A 16,088-nucleotide genomic window follows, 5' to 3' on the forward strand; every position below is an offset into this window, starting at 1 on the left:
ACCAATAGCAAACGGAAAGGAACGAGCACATGGCAAAGTCCACGAAACGGCGCCCGGCGCCCGAAAAGCCAATCAAGACCCGCAAATGCGTCTTCTGCGCGAAGAAGGGCCAGTCGATCGACTACAAAGACACCACTCTGCTGCGCACGTACATCAGCGAGCGCGGCAAGATTCGCGCCCGTCGTGTCACCGGTAACTGCGTGCAGCACCAGCGCGACATCGCGCTCGCGGTGAAGAACGCCCGCGAGGTGGCTTTGCTGCCCTTCACGTCGTCGGCGCGATAACCGGCGCGTTTTGTTTACGACCCAACCGAAAGTACGAAAAGGATGAAGCTGATTCTGACGGCCGACGTCGACCACCTCGGCACCGTCGGCGAGACTGTCGAGGTCAAGGACGGGTACGGCCGTAACTTCCTCCTTCCGCGCGGCCTGGCGATCGTCGCCTCGCGCGGTGCGCAAAAGCAGGCCGACGAGATCCGCCGCGCCCGCGAGACCAAGGCCGTGCGCGACCTCGGGCACGCCAACGAGATCAAGACGGCGATCGAGGCGCTCGGCCCGGTTTCGCTGCCGGTGAAGACGGCCGCCGATTCCGGCAAGTTGTTCGGCTCAGTGACCGCCGGCGATGTCGCCGCGGCAATCAAGAAGGCTGGCGGCCCGAATCTGGACAAGCGCATTATTCGGTTGCCCAAGTCGCATATCAAGTCTGTCGGCACCCACTCGGTGGCGGTGCATCTGCACCCCGAGATCAATGTCGACGTTGCGCTCAACGTCGTCGCGGACAGCTAACTCCACACCGCTTGTTCACATCCGGCGGCTGTCGTTAATCGGCGGCCGCCGGATTTTGTCATGCCCTCGGCGCGCCGACGGGCTCCCCTGTGGATGGGCGGACGTGGTCGGGCTGGCGAACTATTTGGGTGACCTCGCCGGGCGCGCCCCTTAACCCGCTCGTAACGCGGCGAAAATACGGCCGAAAGCCAACACGCCCGGCGCAGTAACGTGCGACGACACGCCGAAGAGATTCTTCTCCACACCAGCTAACCGGTGTTGTACTGCCCTCAGCAGCGGGGATGCCGCGGCGCCACGTTTTGTTCCACAGGTTCTCCACACCCCACTCAACACAGGTGTCGACGGATATGCACACACGATGCACAGCCTTATGAACAACGGCCCTTTTACCCGCAGGCCAGCAACGATTACGGTCTTTCCGGCGCGCGGCTTTACGGGCGCATTGGGACCGGAGTGGGAGTGCCCTGAGCGACGTGGTCGAGTGTCGTCTATCGAATGTATGTTCGTCTCATGTTCGTGAGGGAGGTGTGAGTCCTTGGCCGTCGTAGATGACCTGGCGCCGGGAATGGACTCGCCGCCGCCCAGCGAGGAATTCGGGCGTCAACCACCGCAGGATCTGGCTGCCGAGCAGTCCGTGTTGGGCGGGATGCTGCTGAGCAAGGACGCCATCGCCGACGTGCTGGAGCGGGTGCGGCCCGGCGATTTCTATCGCCCGGCACATCAGAGCGTCTACGACGCGATCCTGGATCTGTACGGGCGCGGGGAGCCCGCCGACGCGGTGACGGTGGCCGCCGAACTGGACCGCCGCGGGTTGCTGCGCCGGATCGGCGGGGCACCGTATCTGCATACCCTGATTTCCACGGTGCCGACCGCCGCCAACGCCGGGTACTACGCGGACATCGTGGCCGAGAAGGCGCTGCTGCGCCGGCTCGTGGAGGCCGGAACCCGGGTCGTGCAGTACGGCTACGCGGGCGCCGAGGGTGCCGACGTCGCCGAGGTGGTCGACCGGGCCCAGGCGGAGATTTACGATGTTGCCGACCGGCGGCTGTCGGAGGATTTCGTCCCGCTCGAGGACCTGCTGCAGCCGACGATGGACGAGATCGACGCCATCGCCTCCAACGGTGGAGTGGCGCGTGGCGTGCCGACCGGTTTCACCGAACTCGACGAGGTGACCAACGGCCTGCACCCAGGACAGATGATCATCGTCGCGGCGAGACCTGGAGTCGGCAAAGCCCTTGCCTTGGACACACCGCTGCCTACGCCGACCGGCTGGACGACGATGCGCGATGTCCGGGTTGGCGACGAACTACTTGGCGACGACGGGCGGCCGACGCGGGTGGTGGCCGCTACCGAGGTGATGCTCGGGCGGCCCTGCTATGAGGTCGAGTTCTCGGACGGGACCGTGATCGTCGCCGACGCGGAGCACCAGTGGCTAACCGAAACCCGTGCGTCGCGCAAGTCAGCGCAAGCCGCGGCGACGGGCTACCATCGCACCAAGAATCAGGGCACCTTTGCGGCGGTGCGAACGACGGCCGAGATCGCCGGAACTCTGCGGTGCGCCACCAAGGACCGGCGAGGCAACCACAGCGTGGTCAACGCGCAAGCGCTCAATTTACCGGCTCGCGACTTCTTAGTGCAGCCATACACTTTGGGCGCCTGGCTGGGAGATGGCACCAGTGCCGCAGCCCAGATCACCACGGCCGATCCCGAACTCATCATGCGGATTGAAGCGGACGGATACGTCGCGCAGACATTGCAGGCGCGGCTACGCACGCTGGGAGTTCTTGGTAACAAGCACATTCCGACGGATTATTTGCGGGGGTCCGAGACGCAGCGCCGCGAACTTCTTGCCGGCCTGCTCGACACTGACGGAACCGTGACAGCGGGTGGCGCAGTCCAATTCTGTGTCACCAACCAGCGGCTCGCGATGGATGTCGCCGAGCTAGTCGTCAGCCTCGGCTATCGCTGCCAAACATCGACCAAGCGGGTCCGAGGCCGCAACGAGTTGTCGAGCACCGCCTACACGCTGACTTTCTCCACCGACGACACAGTGTTCGCGCTGCAGCGAAAAGTGCTGCTGCACAAGGAGCGTCGGGCGGCAACCGGTACCGTACGTTCTGGTTCCCGGTTCATCGTGGACGTCCGCCCGATCGAGACGATGCCGGTGCGGTGTGTCGAAGTGGACAACGATAGCCACATGTACCTGGCAAGCAGGGCGATGGTTCCCACTCATAATTCCACACTGGGACTGGATTTCTTGCGCTCGTGCTCGATCAAGCACCGGATGGCCAGCGTCATCTTCTCGCTGGAGATGAGCAAGTCCGAGATCGTGATGCGGCTGCTGTCGGCGGAAGCGAAAATCAAACTCTCCAATATGCGTTCGGGGCGGATGAACGACGACGACTGGACGCGGCTGGCGCGGCGGATGAGTGAAATCAGCGAGGCGCCACTGTATATCGACGACTCGCCGAACCTGACCATGATGGAGATCCGCGCCAAGGCGCGCCGGCTCAAACAGAAGGCCGACCTGCGTCTGGTTGTGGTCGACTATCTGCAGCTGATGTCGTCGGGAAAGAAGGTCGAGTCGCGCCAGCTCGAGGTTTCCGAATTCTCACGCCAATTAAAGCTTTTGGCCAAAGAGCTGGAAGTCCCGGTGGTGGCGATCAGCCAGCTGAACCGCGGCCCTGAGCAGCGCACCGACAAGAAGCCGATGCTGTCGGACCTTCGCGAATCGGGATCGCTGGAGCAAGATGCCGACATGGTCATCCTGCTGAACAGGCCGGACGCCTTCGAGCGCGACGACCCGCGCGGGGGAGAGGCCGACTTCATTCTGGCCAAGCACCGCAACGGCCCCACCAAGACGGTCACCGTCGCCCACCAGCTGCACCTGTCGCGCTTCGCCAACATGGCTCGGTAGGAGCTCGAGCGCTGCGGCGCGATGACTCTAGATACAGGTGAACCCTCATCGAGGTGAAGAGATTGCACCAGCAGCGTTGTCGTGCGATCACGACCGCGACGGCACCCAGGTGCGAGGACCGAGACTATGCAGGAGGTTCTTGTCGGAGGGTGGGTGCATGCCGGTGCTCAACACTACGAAAGGGAGCTGCGATGTGCTGGCAATGCGACAATCCAAGCGCCACAACCGAGGACTACCTGAACGTACTGCGTGCAACCATCCGCCGCGACCACGGTTGGGCGGTTCAGTACGTCGAAAGCGATAACAGGCCCTTCGCCTACACGGTCGGGCTACACAGTCGGGGCTGCCCGAACTGTTGATGACGGGTCTGCCCGCCCACACGAGCTGTCGCGTCCTCAATTCCATTGCGCACATGATCGTCGACGACCGCACGGTGCTCGCACCGGCAATGCATATCGACTACCAAGACAGATTTCTTATCGAAGTGGTCGAGGTCGAGCATCCGGATGTCCACTTGAAGTTCGCGGTCGGGCTCTTCGGCCCACGTGTCCGTGCCCTGCAATTGGTGTGGGCTGATGACAAGGGCCGTTGGCCTTGGGATGCAAGGTGGGGGCATGGCCGTCGTCGGCAGCCGGTGCTCGGCGTCCGTGCGGACCCCCCAGGCGCGGCCGCCTAAACTTTCGCTTAGTTGATTTTGGCGCTATCGCTAAGGCGCGGCTGCCACATCGGGCGACTCGCGCGCTGCCGTATCCACCTCCCGCAGGCGCCCTTTCAGTCGCCTGACCCTGAGCAGCTGCGCGGTCATGTTAGTGGCACTGAACATCGGCAGCACCCCGATGAACGTCCGAATCGAAGGTGTGCCGCCGTGCAGCTGCTGAAGACAGCCGAAGACATAGAAGAATCCCATGGCAAAGATAGTCGCGGGTATCGAGAAGGCAAGCGGGGAGCTGCAGTCGGAGACGATTTCACGTGCATACTCGAGTTCGTCTTGCGACATGGGTTGGCGCTGACGCAGTTTGGCCAGAACCGTCTTGTGGGCGCCTACCGTTTCGCCCAACGCAGCGGGCCGTCGATCCTCTAGCCGCCTGATGAATAGGAACGCGCAGAAGATAAACGTAAGTCCGAGCCCTGCAACGATTATCGTCAACAAGCTCCACAAACCGTAGGCCATCGTCGAGCTCCTATGTCTTAGCGTTGACGGTCTCGTGGGTAACCACTGGGTCGCCGTCCTCCCACAGCAGCAGTTGCCGGACCGCGGATCTCGGCCCGTAGGGCCGCAGCATCGTGCTGGCCGGGCGCGGCCGCACCCGCAATGGCCACCAGAACCAGCGCCCGAGCAGCGCGGCGATGGACGGGGTCATGAACGCGCGCACGATCAGCGTGTCGAACAGCAGACCGAGCGCGATGGTGGTGCCGATTTGACCGAGCACTCGCAGGTCAGCGAACACGAAGGAGGCCATGGTGGCCGCGAACACAAGCCCGGCGGAGGTGACCACCGATCCGCTGCCGGCGATGGCACGAACGATCCCGGTATTGATTCCCGCGTGGACTTCTTCCTTGAACCGGGAGATGAGCAACAGGTTGTAGTCCGAACCCACCGCTAACAGCAGGATGATGGCCAGCGCCAACACGATCCAATACAACTGGATGCCGAGGATGTCCTGCCAGAGCAGCACCGACAGGCCGAACGAGGCACCCAGTGACAGCGCGACCGTGCCCACGATGACGATCGCAGCAACCAGGCTTCGGGTGATGAACAGCATGATCAAGAAAATCAGGCTCGACGCCGCCAGTGCCGCGATCATCAGGTCATAGGTCGCTCCTTGTTGGATGTCCTTGTAGGTCGCGGCGGTTCCGGAGAGGTAGATGTGGGAGCCGGCCAGAATGGTGCCCTTCACCGCGTCTTTGGCCGCATTTCTGATCTGGTCGATGGTGGCGATGCCCCGCGGGGTGGCGGGATCACCTTCGTGGGTGATGATCATCTGGGTGGCCTTGCCGTCCGGGGAGAAGAACAGTTTCAGGCCTCTATGGAACTCGGGGTTGCTGAAGGCCTCGGGCGGTAGGTAGAACGAGTCGTCAATCTTTGCGGCGTCATAAGCCTGACCGAGCGGGGTCGCGGTGTCGGTGTTGGCCCGCGTCTGGGCGTTGATGCCGGCATTGGTGGCGTAGTTGGACAGCGTCAGCTGCAAATTCCTTTCCTGGTCGGCGATTTGCGGCGGCAGCAGCGTCACCAGTTTTTGTTGGCCTGCATCCAGCTTGTCCAGACTCGCTGTGAGGCTGGTGAACTGCTCGCTGAGCTGATCGATACCGTCAATGGCGTCGAAGACGTTCCTGAACGCCGAGCAGGCGGGAATGTCGTAGCAATGCTTTTCCCAATAGAAGTAGCTGCGAATAGGACGCAAGAAGTCATCAAGATTGGCGATCTCGTCGCGCAGATCGTTAATGGTGCCGATGGTGGCATGAAAGCTTTGGGTCTCGTCGTGCGTCGAAGCCGCTAAAGATTTCTGCAGTGTGTACTGCGATTCAAGATGCCGACAGTGTGGCGTATCTGGTCGGCCTGCTCGAGCAGGTCGTCGGCGCGGTCTTTTTCGTATTGCAGGTTCTCGATGCTGCCGACGTTGCCGGCGCTGATCTGGAACGGTATCGAGGTGTGCACGAGTGGCGTCCCCTGCGGTCTGGTGAGGCCCTGTACCTTCTGGATGCCGGGCAAGTGGAAGATGGCCTTGGCAATCCGTTCGATGACGAGCATGTCAGCGGGATTGCGCATATCGTGGTCGGCCTCGACCATCAGCAATTCGGGATTGAGTCGGGCCGAGCCGAAATGTCGCTCGGCGGCGGCGTAGCCCAGATTGGCCGGCGAATCAGCGGACATGTACGTGCGGGCGTCGTAGCTCGTCGTGTACCCGGGTAGGGCGAGCAGGCCGACAAGCGCCACAGCAAGGGTCGCCACGAGGATGGGAGCGGGCCAGCGGACGATGGCGGTGCCGATGCGTCGCCAACCTCGGGTGCGCATGGCGCGTTTGGGATCAAAAAGACCGAAGTGGCGGCCCACGGCCAGGACAGCCGGGGCCAGGGTCAGCGCGGCTGCCAGCGCGACCAGGACGCCGGTCGCGGCAGGAATGGCCATGGTTTGGAAGTAGGGAAGCCTGGTGAAATGTAGGCAGAACACCGCGCTGACGACGGTCAGGCCCGAGCCCAGGATGACATGCGCAGTGCTGCGGTACATCGTGTAGAAGGCTTCCCGACGATCTTGACCGAGATGGCGCGCCTCGTGATAGCGGCCGAGGATGAAGATTGCGTAGTCCGTTCCGGCAGCGATCACCAGCAATGTCAGCAGATTCGTCGAGTACGTGGAGAGCCCGATGATTCCGGAATTCGCAAGCAAGGCAACGACTCCGTGGGACGCGGTCAACTCGATCATCACGGTGAAAAGCACGAGGATCGCGGTGACCAGCGAAGGGTATACCCATAACAACATAACTATGATCACCCCGATGGTGATCAAGGTGACCGTTAACGTACCTTTGCTGCCGACCTCGAATTGGTCGGTGACCAGCGGGGTGGCGCCGGTGACATACACCTTGACCCCGGGCGGTGGCGACGAGTGAGCGACGATGTCGCGCACCGAATCCACGGACTGATTCGACAACGACTGGCCCTGGTTACCGGCGAGATTGACCTGCACCAAGGCCGCCTTGCCGTCGTCGCTCTGGGAGCCCGCGGCGGTCAGCGGATCTCCCCAGAAATCCTGGATGTGCTGAACGTGCATGGTGTCCTGCGCAAGCTTTTTGATCAGGCCGTCGTAGTAGCGGTGTGCGGCTTCGCCGAGTGGCTGATCGCCTTCCAACACGATCATGGTTGCGCTATCGGAATCGAATTGCTTGAACACCTTGCCGATACGTTTACTGGCCAGCAGCGCCGGCGCATCCTGAGGGCTTTGCGATACGTTGTGTGCCTGGGCGACCTTTTCCAGTTGCGGCACATAGACATTGGTGACTACATCCACGGCAAGCCAGAAGGCCGCGATCGGCACCGAGAAACGCAGGAGTAGCCGAGGTACCGAATGCCGCGGCTCGTTGGGGCCGGTCATGCGGACTTCACCAGGCAGAAGGTGTAGGCGTTCACGGTGTTGACGATCCTTTCGTCTTTGACATCACTGTCGACGATGATGCGACACCCGAGCGAGTCGCTATTGCCTTGCGCCACAAGGTTGGTGAAGGCACCGGGCTGCGTAGTCACCATCTGCAACGACCACGGCAGCGGCGCATTCATCACCTTCTGTGGCTGCACGTTGATGTCAAGGTAGTTGATGGTGGCCACCGTGCCGGGATCGCCGAATACCTGCAAGGTGATGTGCTTTGGGTTGTAGTTGACATCGTTTCCGATCGGGCCGGGGAGTGGACGTGTCGTTGTTGGAGCCAAAGATGCGATGCAGTCGGTAGACGCCCGAGCCAGCGGCGGCGATCACGATGAGCGCGACCAGAAACACCCAGCCTCGCATGAGGCGGCGGCCGATCGAAATTCCGTTCATCGCCTCCCCCGGCACCTCAGCTACGCCGCAGCAGCGCCGCGGCAAAGCAACTTCCTGCCGCGTTAATGTATCTGATACAGATAGTAATTGCGATATGTATCTAGTGTCAGGAAAGTTATAGCATGACGCCCGCGCCCGCTGCCCTCGGTAGCCGCTCGAATGCCGACGCGCTTGTGGTCTCCGACGATCTGGTCCAAGCCGCGCTACGGGTCGCCGAGCGGCGCGGCAAGGACGTCGCCGACGTGCCCGTGCTCGCGATCGCGCATGAAGCCGGAATTTCTCGCAGCACACTGCTGCGCCGCCTTGGCGGCACTCGGGCGGCGTTGGACGAGGCTGTCCGCGCCGTCGGGGTGGACCCGGGCGGGCAGTTGCCCGTCCGCATGCGGGCGTTGGACGCGGCTGCCGCGCTCATCAGCGAATCCGGGTTAGCTGCAGCCACATTGGAAGCAATCGCCGCGCGTGCCGACTGTGCGGCCCACAGTCTCTACATCGCATTCGGCAGCCGCGACGCACTGCTGCGGTCCGTGTTCGAACGCTACAGCCCCGTCCCCGAATTCGAGGATGTCCTCGACGTCCCCACCGACGACCTGACCGCTACGGTGCGGCGCCTGTATCAGGCGTTGGCGACAGCGCTGGGCCGCGAACCCCGGGTTGCGCCGGCAATCCTCGCCGAGGTGTTCGCCCGGCCCACCAGCCCGACCGTTCAGACGCTCGCCCAACACGCCGGCCCGCGGATGCTAAATGTGCTTGGCACATGGCTGACTACGCAGGTGCAACGGGGGCGAATACGCAATCTGCCGACGCCCCTGCTCATCCAGCAACTGATAGGCCCGATGGTGCTGCACATGCTGGGCCGACCCGCGCTATCTACCACCGGGGTGATCGAACTGCCTGACATCGACACCACGTGCACAGAGTTCGCTGCGGGCTTTGTGCGAGCCATGGGTGTCGACTGACGCATCGCGCGATCGTCATCACGTTGTTTGCGTCGACGCGCGCTGTGGCGGGCCGCGATGGCGATGACCAGCCTGAACTGGGCCGCAGCGCCTTCGAACTCGGTCCCCCGGGTCGCCGCCTCGGCGAAACGGATGACAAGCTTCCCGGATGAGTTACCCCTGGCCGACCCTGGCCGATGTCATCGACACGCTCAACGTTGCTCGCGTCGACGAGCACCACTTCGTCGCCACCCAATTGGACAACCCGAGCCACCACATCGTGGGGGGGCCATATTGCCGCCGAGGCCTTGATGTCGGCGAGCCTCACCGCGCCGGGCCGCGTCGCGCACAGCGTGCACGTCTACTACGTGCGAGCCGGCGATGCCCGCAAGCCGGTCGACCTGCACGTCGACGTGGCGCGTGACGGCGGCACGTTGTCCACCCGCACGATCACGGCGCGCCAGGACGGGCAGATCCTGCTCGAGGCACTCGCGTCGTTAACGTGCCATTCGAGTCGCTGGACTACCAACAGCCAATGCCCGACATCGCCGGTCCCGATTCGCTGGCGCCGATGCACGAGCAACTGGCCGTGTACGCGGACGAACTGGACGGTCATTGGGTCGCGCCTCGGCCTTTCGAACTGCGCTACGTCGACCCCCCGCCACGGCTTGCCCTCGACCTGCCCGAGCCGGGCCACGGTTGCGAATGTGGTGGCGCGCCAACGGATCTGTTCCGAATGACGAGATGCTGCACGGCTGCCTGCTGACCTACCTCTCCGGAACCACGATGGTCGAGCCGCCCCTCGTCATGCGGCGGGCCACGCCCGTGAGCACGTTCAACGCCCTCATCGACCACGCGCTGTGGTTTCACCGGCCGGTCGACCTGACAGACTGGGTGCTATCGGATCAGGTGTCGACCAGTGGTGTCGCGGGCCGGGGGCTGACGACGTCGACGATGTACAACCGCAAGGGCCATGGTCTGCGTTGCAACCCAAGAGCTCTACTTCGGCCGCGATTCCGCACGCGACTAGACGCGTTCGATCGTTACGGCTTGGCCAACAACACATTGGGGAGCGCAGCATCGCGAAACACGCGATCCTCGGTGGCTCCGCCGTCTCGAGCTACGGGCGTTGTTCGTACCGGTATCGACGACGCTATTTCCGAGGACCGCGCTTGCGCACGAGTGGTCGACTACTCGTCTTGGGTTGCATCGCCGCGACTAATCGGCGGGGAGCATGCGGCCCCGTACTTGTCGGATCCGGACCGGTGGTCAATGCCGCGGCACGACGCCCGCTGCCATGACCCGTTAGGGTTGGGCCCATGTCGGTCGCCGCAACGCCCGTACTGGTCCGGTCCGATCGAATCTTGTTGTTCCTCGCGGTGGCATTGACACTGTGCGCGGGATTCGCCCATTACGGGGGCTGGAACTCGGTGCTCACGTTCATCGTCGCGGCCGCCGCGGTCGGCGTTCTGGCGGCGGTGGTCGGCCACAGCGTGGATCAGCTCGGCGACCGCTTCGGAGCCGGCGCCACCGGCGTGCTCCAGTCAGCGCTCGGCAATTTGCCCGAGCTTTTCATCTGCCTGTTCAGTCTTCGGCACGGCTTGGTCGACGTGGTGCGCGCCGCGCTGGTCGGGTCCATCTTGGCCAACCTCCTGCTGGTGCTGGGACTCGCATTCGTGGCCGGCGGACTGCGTCACGGCCCCCAGCAACTCGGCTCGAACCGGGCGCGCACCGTGACGGTGCTGATGTTGCTCTCGGTCACCGCGCTGTCGATCCCGTCGGTCGCCTACTGGATCCACACCCCGGCGTCCCACCACGAGGATGCGCTGTCGATCGTCGTCTCGGTGCTGTTGCTGGGCCTGTTCGCGCTGTCGCTGCCGGCCTCGCTGCGCCGCGACGACCACGAGGTCGAAAACGCCGGATTTCACGAGCACCCACGCTGGCCGGTCTGGCTCGCGATCGGGATGCTGGCTGTCGCGGGTGTCCTGGCGGCCTTCGTGTCGGAGTGGTTCGTCGACGCGTTGCAGCCGGCGATGCACGCGCTCAATGTCTCCGAGGTGTTCGCCGGGCTGGTCGTGGTGGCGATCGCCGGCAACGCGGTGAAGAACTTCGTCGGCATTCAGCTCGCTGCCAAGGGACAATCCGCCTACGCGTTCTCGGTCGTCCTCAATTCGCCACTGCAGATCTCGCTGGTGCTGGCGCCGGTGCTGGTGCTCGTCTCGCAGTTCGCCGGCATGGCCGGGCTGACCCTGGTTTTCAGTCCGATGTTGGTGGTGGCGCTGCTGCTGGCGGTCGTGCTTGGCGCATTCATCTCGTTCGACGGCGAATCGACCTGGCTCGAGGGCGCGACCCTCGTCGTGCTGTACGGGATCATCGCCGCGTCGTTCTGGTGAGGCTGAGCCGATCGAATCTCGGCCCGGTTGCGTACCCGATGTGTTGACACACTAATTTTCCTGGTGTGATCTCCTCAGCTGTGAGCGCCGTGGTGCGGTGGATTGCTCCCCTGACGACCATTGCCGCCGTCGCCTGCGTCGGTGTTTCCGCCACCCCAGTGCCCGCCCCGACGGTGCGTTTGGCTAGCGACGGGAACCCGTTGGCGGGCGCGCCGTTCTACGTCAATCCCACGTCGGCGGCCATGCGCGCCGCGCAGAGCGCCGATCCGCCGAGTCCCCAGCTGACCGCCATCGCCAACACCCCGCAGGCGTGCTGGATCGTCCCGGGCGGTTCGGCGGCCACCGTCGGAAAGTACGTCGGCGACGCGAACGCCGCCGGCGCCATCCCGGTGCTGTCGATCTATGGCATCCCGCACCGCGACTGTGGCAGCTTCGCCGCCGGCGGGCTGGGGTCGGGCGCCGACTACCGAGGCTGGATCGACGGCATCACCGCCGGCATAGGTGCCTTGCGGGTGGCGATCGTCGTCGAACCCGACGCGCTGGCGATGGCCGATTGTTTGTCGGGTGACGCGCGCCAGGAACGCTTCGACCTGATCCGCTACGCCGTCGACACGCTGACCCGGGATCCGAACGCCGCCGTCTACGTCGACGCGGGGCACCTGCGCTGGCACAGCGCCGAGGACATGGCCGCCCGCCTCAACCAGGCCGGCGTCGGCCACGCTCGGGGTTTCAGTGTCAACACTGCGAACTTCTTCACCACCGAAGACGAAATCGGTTATGGCGAAGCGATTTCGGGGCTCACGAATGGCTCGCACTACGTGATCGACACATCGCGCAACGGTGCCGGGCCGGCGCCCGACGGCGAACTCAACTGGTGCAATCCCAGCGGCCGGGCGCTGGGCACGCCGCCCACCGCGAATACCGCGGGCGCGCACGCCGACGCCTACCTGTGGATCAAGCGTCCCGGCGAATCCGACGGATCGTGCGGCAAGGGCGACCCGCCGGCGGGCACCTTCGTCAATCAGTACGCGATCGATCTGGCCAGCAAGGCTGGCATGTAGACGGCTCGACATCACTAAAATCGTTGTTGCGGTTGGATATTCAGCCGCAATAATGCCAACGGCGCCGGTATGGCCGCGGCGAGAACGTGGGTGTCGGCATAGCCTGTCGTAATGCTGACCGAGTTGATCGCCCTTCCCGGTGGTTCCTTTCCGATGGGATCCAACGATTTCTATCCGGAGGAATCGCGCGTCCACGACGTGACCGTTAAGCCCTTTTCGATCGAGCGTTATCCCGTCACCAATGCGCAGTTCGCCGAATTCGTCGCGGCGACGGGCTATGTCACGGTCGCCGAACAGGCATTGGACCCGGCCGAGTTTCCCGGGCTGCCGGCCGAGGATTTGACCGCTGGTGCGCTCGTGTTCACGCCGACCAACGGACCGGTCGACTTGCGTGCTTGGCGGCAATGGTGGACGTGGACGCCCGGGGCGTTCTGGCGCCAACCTTTCGGGCCGGGGTCCTCGATCGAGGATCGGCTAGATCATCCGGTGGTGCAGGTGGCCTACCCAGATGCGGCTGCGTATGCCCGCTTGGCGGGAAGGACTTTGCTCACCGAGGCGCAGTGGGAGTACGCCGTGCGCGGCGGCGCCGTGTCGATTTATGCGTGGGGCGACGAGGTCGCCCCCGGCGGTCAGATCATGGCCAACACCTGGCACGGGCGATTTCCTTACCGCAACGACGGCGCCGCAGGGTGGGTGGGTACCTCGCCCGTGGGAACCTTCGCGCCCAACGGGTTTGGTCTGGTCGACATGATCGGCAATGTCTGGGAATGGACCACGAACCGCTACAGCGCGAGCCATCGTCCGGAGCACGCGGCGCCGAGTTGCTGCCCGGTGCCGGCGACCGGTGATCCCTCGGCCATGCAGGTGCTCAAAGGTGGCTCGCATCTGTGCGCGCCCGAGTATTGCCACCGATACCGCCCGGCCGCCCGGTCGCCGCAGTCGCAGGACAGCGCCACCACTCACATCGGGTTCCGCTGCATCGCCGACTGACCCGCGGGGGCGAGTGGCGAAACACTACCGGTAACGCCGCGGCATAGGCCCTGGCCTAGGGCTTAACACGGCGGGCAGGTGGCGTAACATCCCGCTAACCGCCACCCAACGTTTCCGGTGGCACAGTGATCGCATGCCGTCGCGTCCGCACGTACCCCCCAAGGCCTTCCCGCGTCCTGTGACCCGGGAGTACGCCGGTACCCGCGCCGACGCCGCGCGGTGGGTTCGCGACGTGTTGCGCAGTCAAATCCTCGAAGGCGCCTACGGCGGCCTGGCCGCGGCGCGACCGGCGTTGCCGTCGGAGTCCGAGCTTGCCGCCGAACTCGGCGTCAGCCGCAACGCAATTCGCGAGGCGCTGGAACTGCTTCGCGGCGAAGCCTGATCACTCGGGTGCAAGGCTCGGGCACCTTCGTCACCGGCGCGAAACTGCGCCAGCATCTCGACCGGCTGGAGGGCTCGGCCGAGTCGTTGGCCGGGCACCGGTTGCCGGTGGACAACCAGGTGCTCTCGGTGCGCGAAGCCATCGCCACCCCGTTCGTGGCGGCCAAATTGCGGCTGCCCGAAAACGCCCCCATTCTGTTCATCGAACGGCTCCGATCGGTCGGCGGTGTACCGCTGTCGCTAGACACCACCTCGTTACGCATCGGCGCCATCCCGGTCGACGCCAAACTCGACCAGCAAGACGTCTTCGCCCTCATCGAGCAGGACCTGGGTGTGCGGCTGGGCTGGGCGGAGATCACGGTCGAGTCCGTGTCGGCAGACACCAAGACCGCGGAGCTGCTGCAGATCCGCCCCGGCGCACCGCTGTTGCTACTGCATCGTTTGACCTATTCGCGCGACGGCACACCCTTCAACCTGGAGACCGTGCGATATCGCGGTGACCGATGCTCGCTGGTCACCACCGCCGCCCGGGAGGACCCGCCGCCCCCGCAGTAGTCGTGCTCAGTTCCGTTCTGTTACAGCGCTTTACCCCAAACCCAAGGAGAGGTAATACAGTCATGCCCGAACAACCCAACATCGTGTATTTCCACGTCGACAACCTCGGGCTCGGGGAGCTCGGTTGCTACGGTGGCGGGATGCTGCGCGGCGCCGACACCACCCGCATCGACGCGTTCGCCGGTGAAGCGCTGAAACTGTCCCACTTCGTCGTCGAACCGCAGTGCACGCCCATCCGCTCCGCGTTGATGGCCGGCCGGTACCCGATCCGGTCGGGCAATCACACGATCGCATTGGGCGGCAACGACGGTGGCCTGGTGGCCTGGGAACGCACCATGGGCGACATCCTGTCCGAGGCCGGTTACGCCACCGCCTGTTTCGGCAAGTGGCACATCGGCGCGGAAAACGGCCGCTGGCCCACGGACCACGGATTCGACGAGTGGTATGGCCCGGCCCGCACCTACGACGAATGTCTGTGGCCGGATGATCCGTGGTACAAGGGCGAGCGCGACGGCTACTCCTACATGTACGAAGGTACCAAGCAGGACGGAGTGCACACCACAGACCAGCAGCTGACAGTCAAACTCAAGGGCGAGGTCGACGCCGAATATGACCGCCGGGCAAAGGCTTTCATGAAACGCAGCGTCGAGGCAGGTAAGCCATTCTATCTGTACCACAACCACTCGCTGATGCACTTCCCGATGGTGGTGCGGGAGGAATTCAAGGGCAAGAGCAGCAACGGCGAATGGGGCGACTCGCTGCTGATGCTCGACCACGACTTCGGCAGCATCCTGGACACCTTGACGGAGCTGGGCATCGAGGACAACACCATCGTGGTGTTCGCCGGCGACAACGGTCCCGAGGATCACCTGCTGGGCCGGGGCACCGCGGGTTTCTTCGACGGTTCGTATTTCAGCGCCGCCGAAGGCGGCATCCGCACATCGTGCCTGATCCGCTGGCCCAACAACGTGCCCGTCCGAGAGAGCAACGAGATGGTGCACGTAACCGACATGTTTCCCACGCTGCTGCGCTGGGCCGGTTGCTAGATCCCTGACGACCGGATCATCAATGGCATCGACCAACACGAGTTCTTCGGCGGGGCAGAGGAATCCGGCCGGGAGGGCTGCATGGTATGGCTCAACGAGGAGCTGCACGCGGTGAAGTGGTCGCAGTTCAAGATCAGCTTCAAACGGCAGCAGCACTTCCACGATCCAGAGATACCGCTCGGCTTCGCACGGATCATCAATCTGCTCGAAGACCCCAAGGAACGCGAAGCCGTCAACCAGACCTTCGCGCGGTGATGGGTGATGCAACACGCGCGCCGTCTGATCCGCGAATTCGAGGACAGCGTGAAGCCGAAGAGCTGATCCCCGCCAACGCGCCCCTGGACTTTGTCCCGGCCCGGACCACTTAGGAGGGAACGAAGGATGGCAGGCAGACGGGCCGCGCAAGACGAATACGGCGCGTCAGCGATCACCGTGCTCGAAGGCCTGGAGGCCGTCCGTAAGCGACCCGGCATGTACATCGGCTCCACCGGCGA

At 64.1% G+C, this 16,088-nt stretch carries 12 protein-coding genes and 4 pseudogenes; 13 read left to right on the forward strand and 3 right to left on the reverse strand.

Features of this window, described 5'->3' with window-relative positions; translation table 11 throughout:
* The first annotated feature begins 29 nt into the window (after positions 1–29).
* The 4 genes from rpsR (at position 30) to T428_RS30300 (ending at position 4,378) form a co-directional block, all read left to right on the forward strand.
* Positions 30–284, forward strand: a complete 255-nt coding sequence (gene rpsR / locus T428_RS0122400) for a 30S ribosomal protein S18 (RefSeq protein ID WP_025738217.1) — start codon at positions 30–32, stop codon at positions 282–284.
* Between the two features lie 42 nt (positions 285–326).
* Positions 327–785, forward strand: coding sequence for a 50S ribosomal protein L9 (gene rplI, locus T428_RS0122405; protein WP_025738218.1), 459 nt, complete (start codon positions 327–329; stop codon positions 783–785).
* A gap of 535 nt (positions 786–1,320) precedes the next feature.
* Positions 1,321–3,702 carry a replicative DNA helicase gene (gene dnaB, locus T428_RS0122410; RefSeq protein ID WP_025738219.1) on the forward strand — a complete coding sequence of 794 codons (2,382 nt, stop codon included), beginning with the start codon at positions 1,321–1,323 and terminating at the stop codon, positions 3,700–3,702.
* A gap of 358 nt (positions 3,703–4,060) precedes the next feature.
* Positions 4,061–4,378, forward strand: a complete 318-nt coding sequence (locus T428_RS30300) for a DUF4262 domain-containing protein (protein ID WP_342666366.1) — start codon at positions 4,061–4,063, stop codon at positions 4,376–4,378.
* Positions 4,379–4,408: 30 nt separating this feature from the next.
* Here the strand turns inward: T428_RS30300 and T428_RS0122420 are convergent, their stop codons facing one another.
* The 3 genes and pseudogenes from T428_RS0122420 to T428_RS30310 all read right to left on the reverse strand — a co-directional run bounded on the left by T428_RS0122420 (position 4,409) and on the right by T428_RS30310 (position 8,233).
* A complete protein-coding gene (locus tag T428_RS0122420) occupies positions 4,409–4,873 on the reverse strand; it encodes a hypothetical protein (protein ID WP_025738220.1) in 465 nt (154 codons plus the stop codon).
* A 10-nt stretch (positions 4,874–4,883) separates the two neighbouring features.
* Positions 4,884–7,792, reverse strand: a pseudogene (locus tag T428_RS33770) (MMPL/RND family transporter).
* Positions 7,789–8,233: pseudogene (locus T428_RS30310) on the reverse strand (MmpS family transport accessory protein). Before T428_RS30310 ends, T428_RS33770 begins: the two co-directional pseudogenes overlap by 4 nt.
* 122 nt (positions 8,234–8,355) lie before the next feature.
* Between T428_RS30310 and T428_RS30315 the strand changes: the two are divergent.
* The 9 genes and pseudogenes from T428_RS30315 to T428_RS35075 all read left to right on the forward strand — a co-directional run.
* Positions 8,356–9,189 carry a TetR family transcriptional regulator gene (locus T428_RS30315; RefSeq protein ID WP_084298841.1) on the forward strand — a complete coding sequence of 278 codons (834 nt, stop codon included), beginning with the start codon at positions 8,356–8,358 and terminating at the stop codon, positions 9,187–9,189.
* Positions 9,190–9,337: 148 nt separating this feature from the next.
* Positions 9,338–10,198, forward strand: a pseudogene (locus T428_RS30320) (acyl-CoA thioesterase).
* Between the two features lie 289 nt (positions 10,199–10,487).
* A complete protein-coding gene (gene cax / locus T428_RS30325; RefSeq protein ID WP_036468689.1) occupies positions 10,488–11,561 on the forward strand; it encodes a calcium/proton exchanger in 1,074 nt (357 codons plus the stop codon).
* A 68-nt stretch (positions 11,562–11,629) separates the two neighbouring features.
* Entirely contained in the window at positions 11,630–12,622 is a 993-nt protein-coding gene (locus tag T428_RS0122455; protein ID WP_051465329.1) for a glycoside hydrolase family 6 protein, read from the forward strand.
* A gap of 111 nt (positions 12,623–12,733) precedes the next feature.
* The gene (locus T428_RS0122460) at positions 12,734–13,612 is read left to right on the forward strand and encodes a formylglycine-generating enzyme family protein (RefSeq protein WP_025738223.1); all 879 of its coding nucleotides are present in this window, start codon (positions 12,734–12,736) and stop codon (positions 13,610–13,612) included.
* Between the two features lie 232 nt (positions 13,613–13,844).
* A pseudogene (locus T428_RS30330) lies at positions 13,845–14,548 on the forward strand (GntR family transcriptional regulator).
* Between the two features lie 62 nt (positions 14,549–14,610).
* On the forward strand, positions 14,611–15,594 hold the full coding sequence (locus tag T428_RS30335; protein ID WP_245605038.1) for a sulfatase-like hydrolase/transferase: 984 nt from the start codon (positions 14,611–14,613) through the stop codon (positions 15,592–15,594).
* An 81-nt stretch (positions 15,595–15,675) separates the two neighbouring features.
* Positions 15,676–15,849, forward strand: coding sequence for a hypothetical protein (locus T428_RS35070; RefSeq protein ID WP_245605039.1), 174 nt, complete (start codon positions 15,676–15,678; stop codon positions 15,847–15,849).
* Between the two features lie 126 nt (positions 15,850–15,975).
* Positions 15,976–16,088 (forward strand): hypothetical protein (locus tag T428_RS35075; protein ID WP_245605041.1); only part of this gene is annotated, 113 nt, incomplete at its 3' end.

The organism is Mycobacterium genavense ATCC 51234, assembly GCF_000526915.1.
Lineage (GTDB): Bacteria > Actinomycetota > Actinomycetes > Mycobacteriales > Mycobacteriaceae > Mycobacterium > Mycobacterium genavense.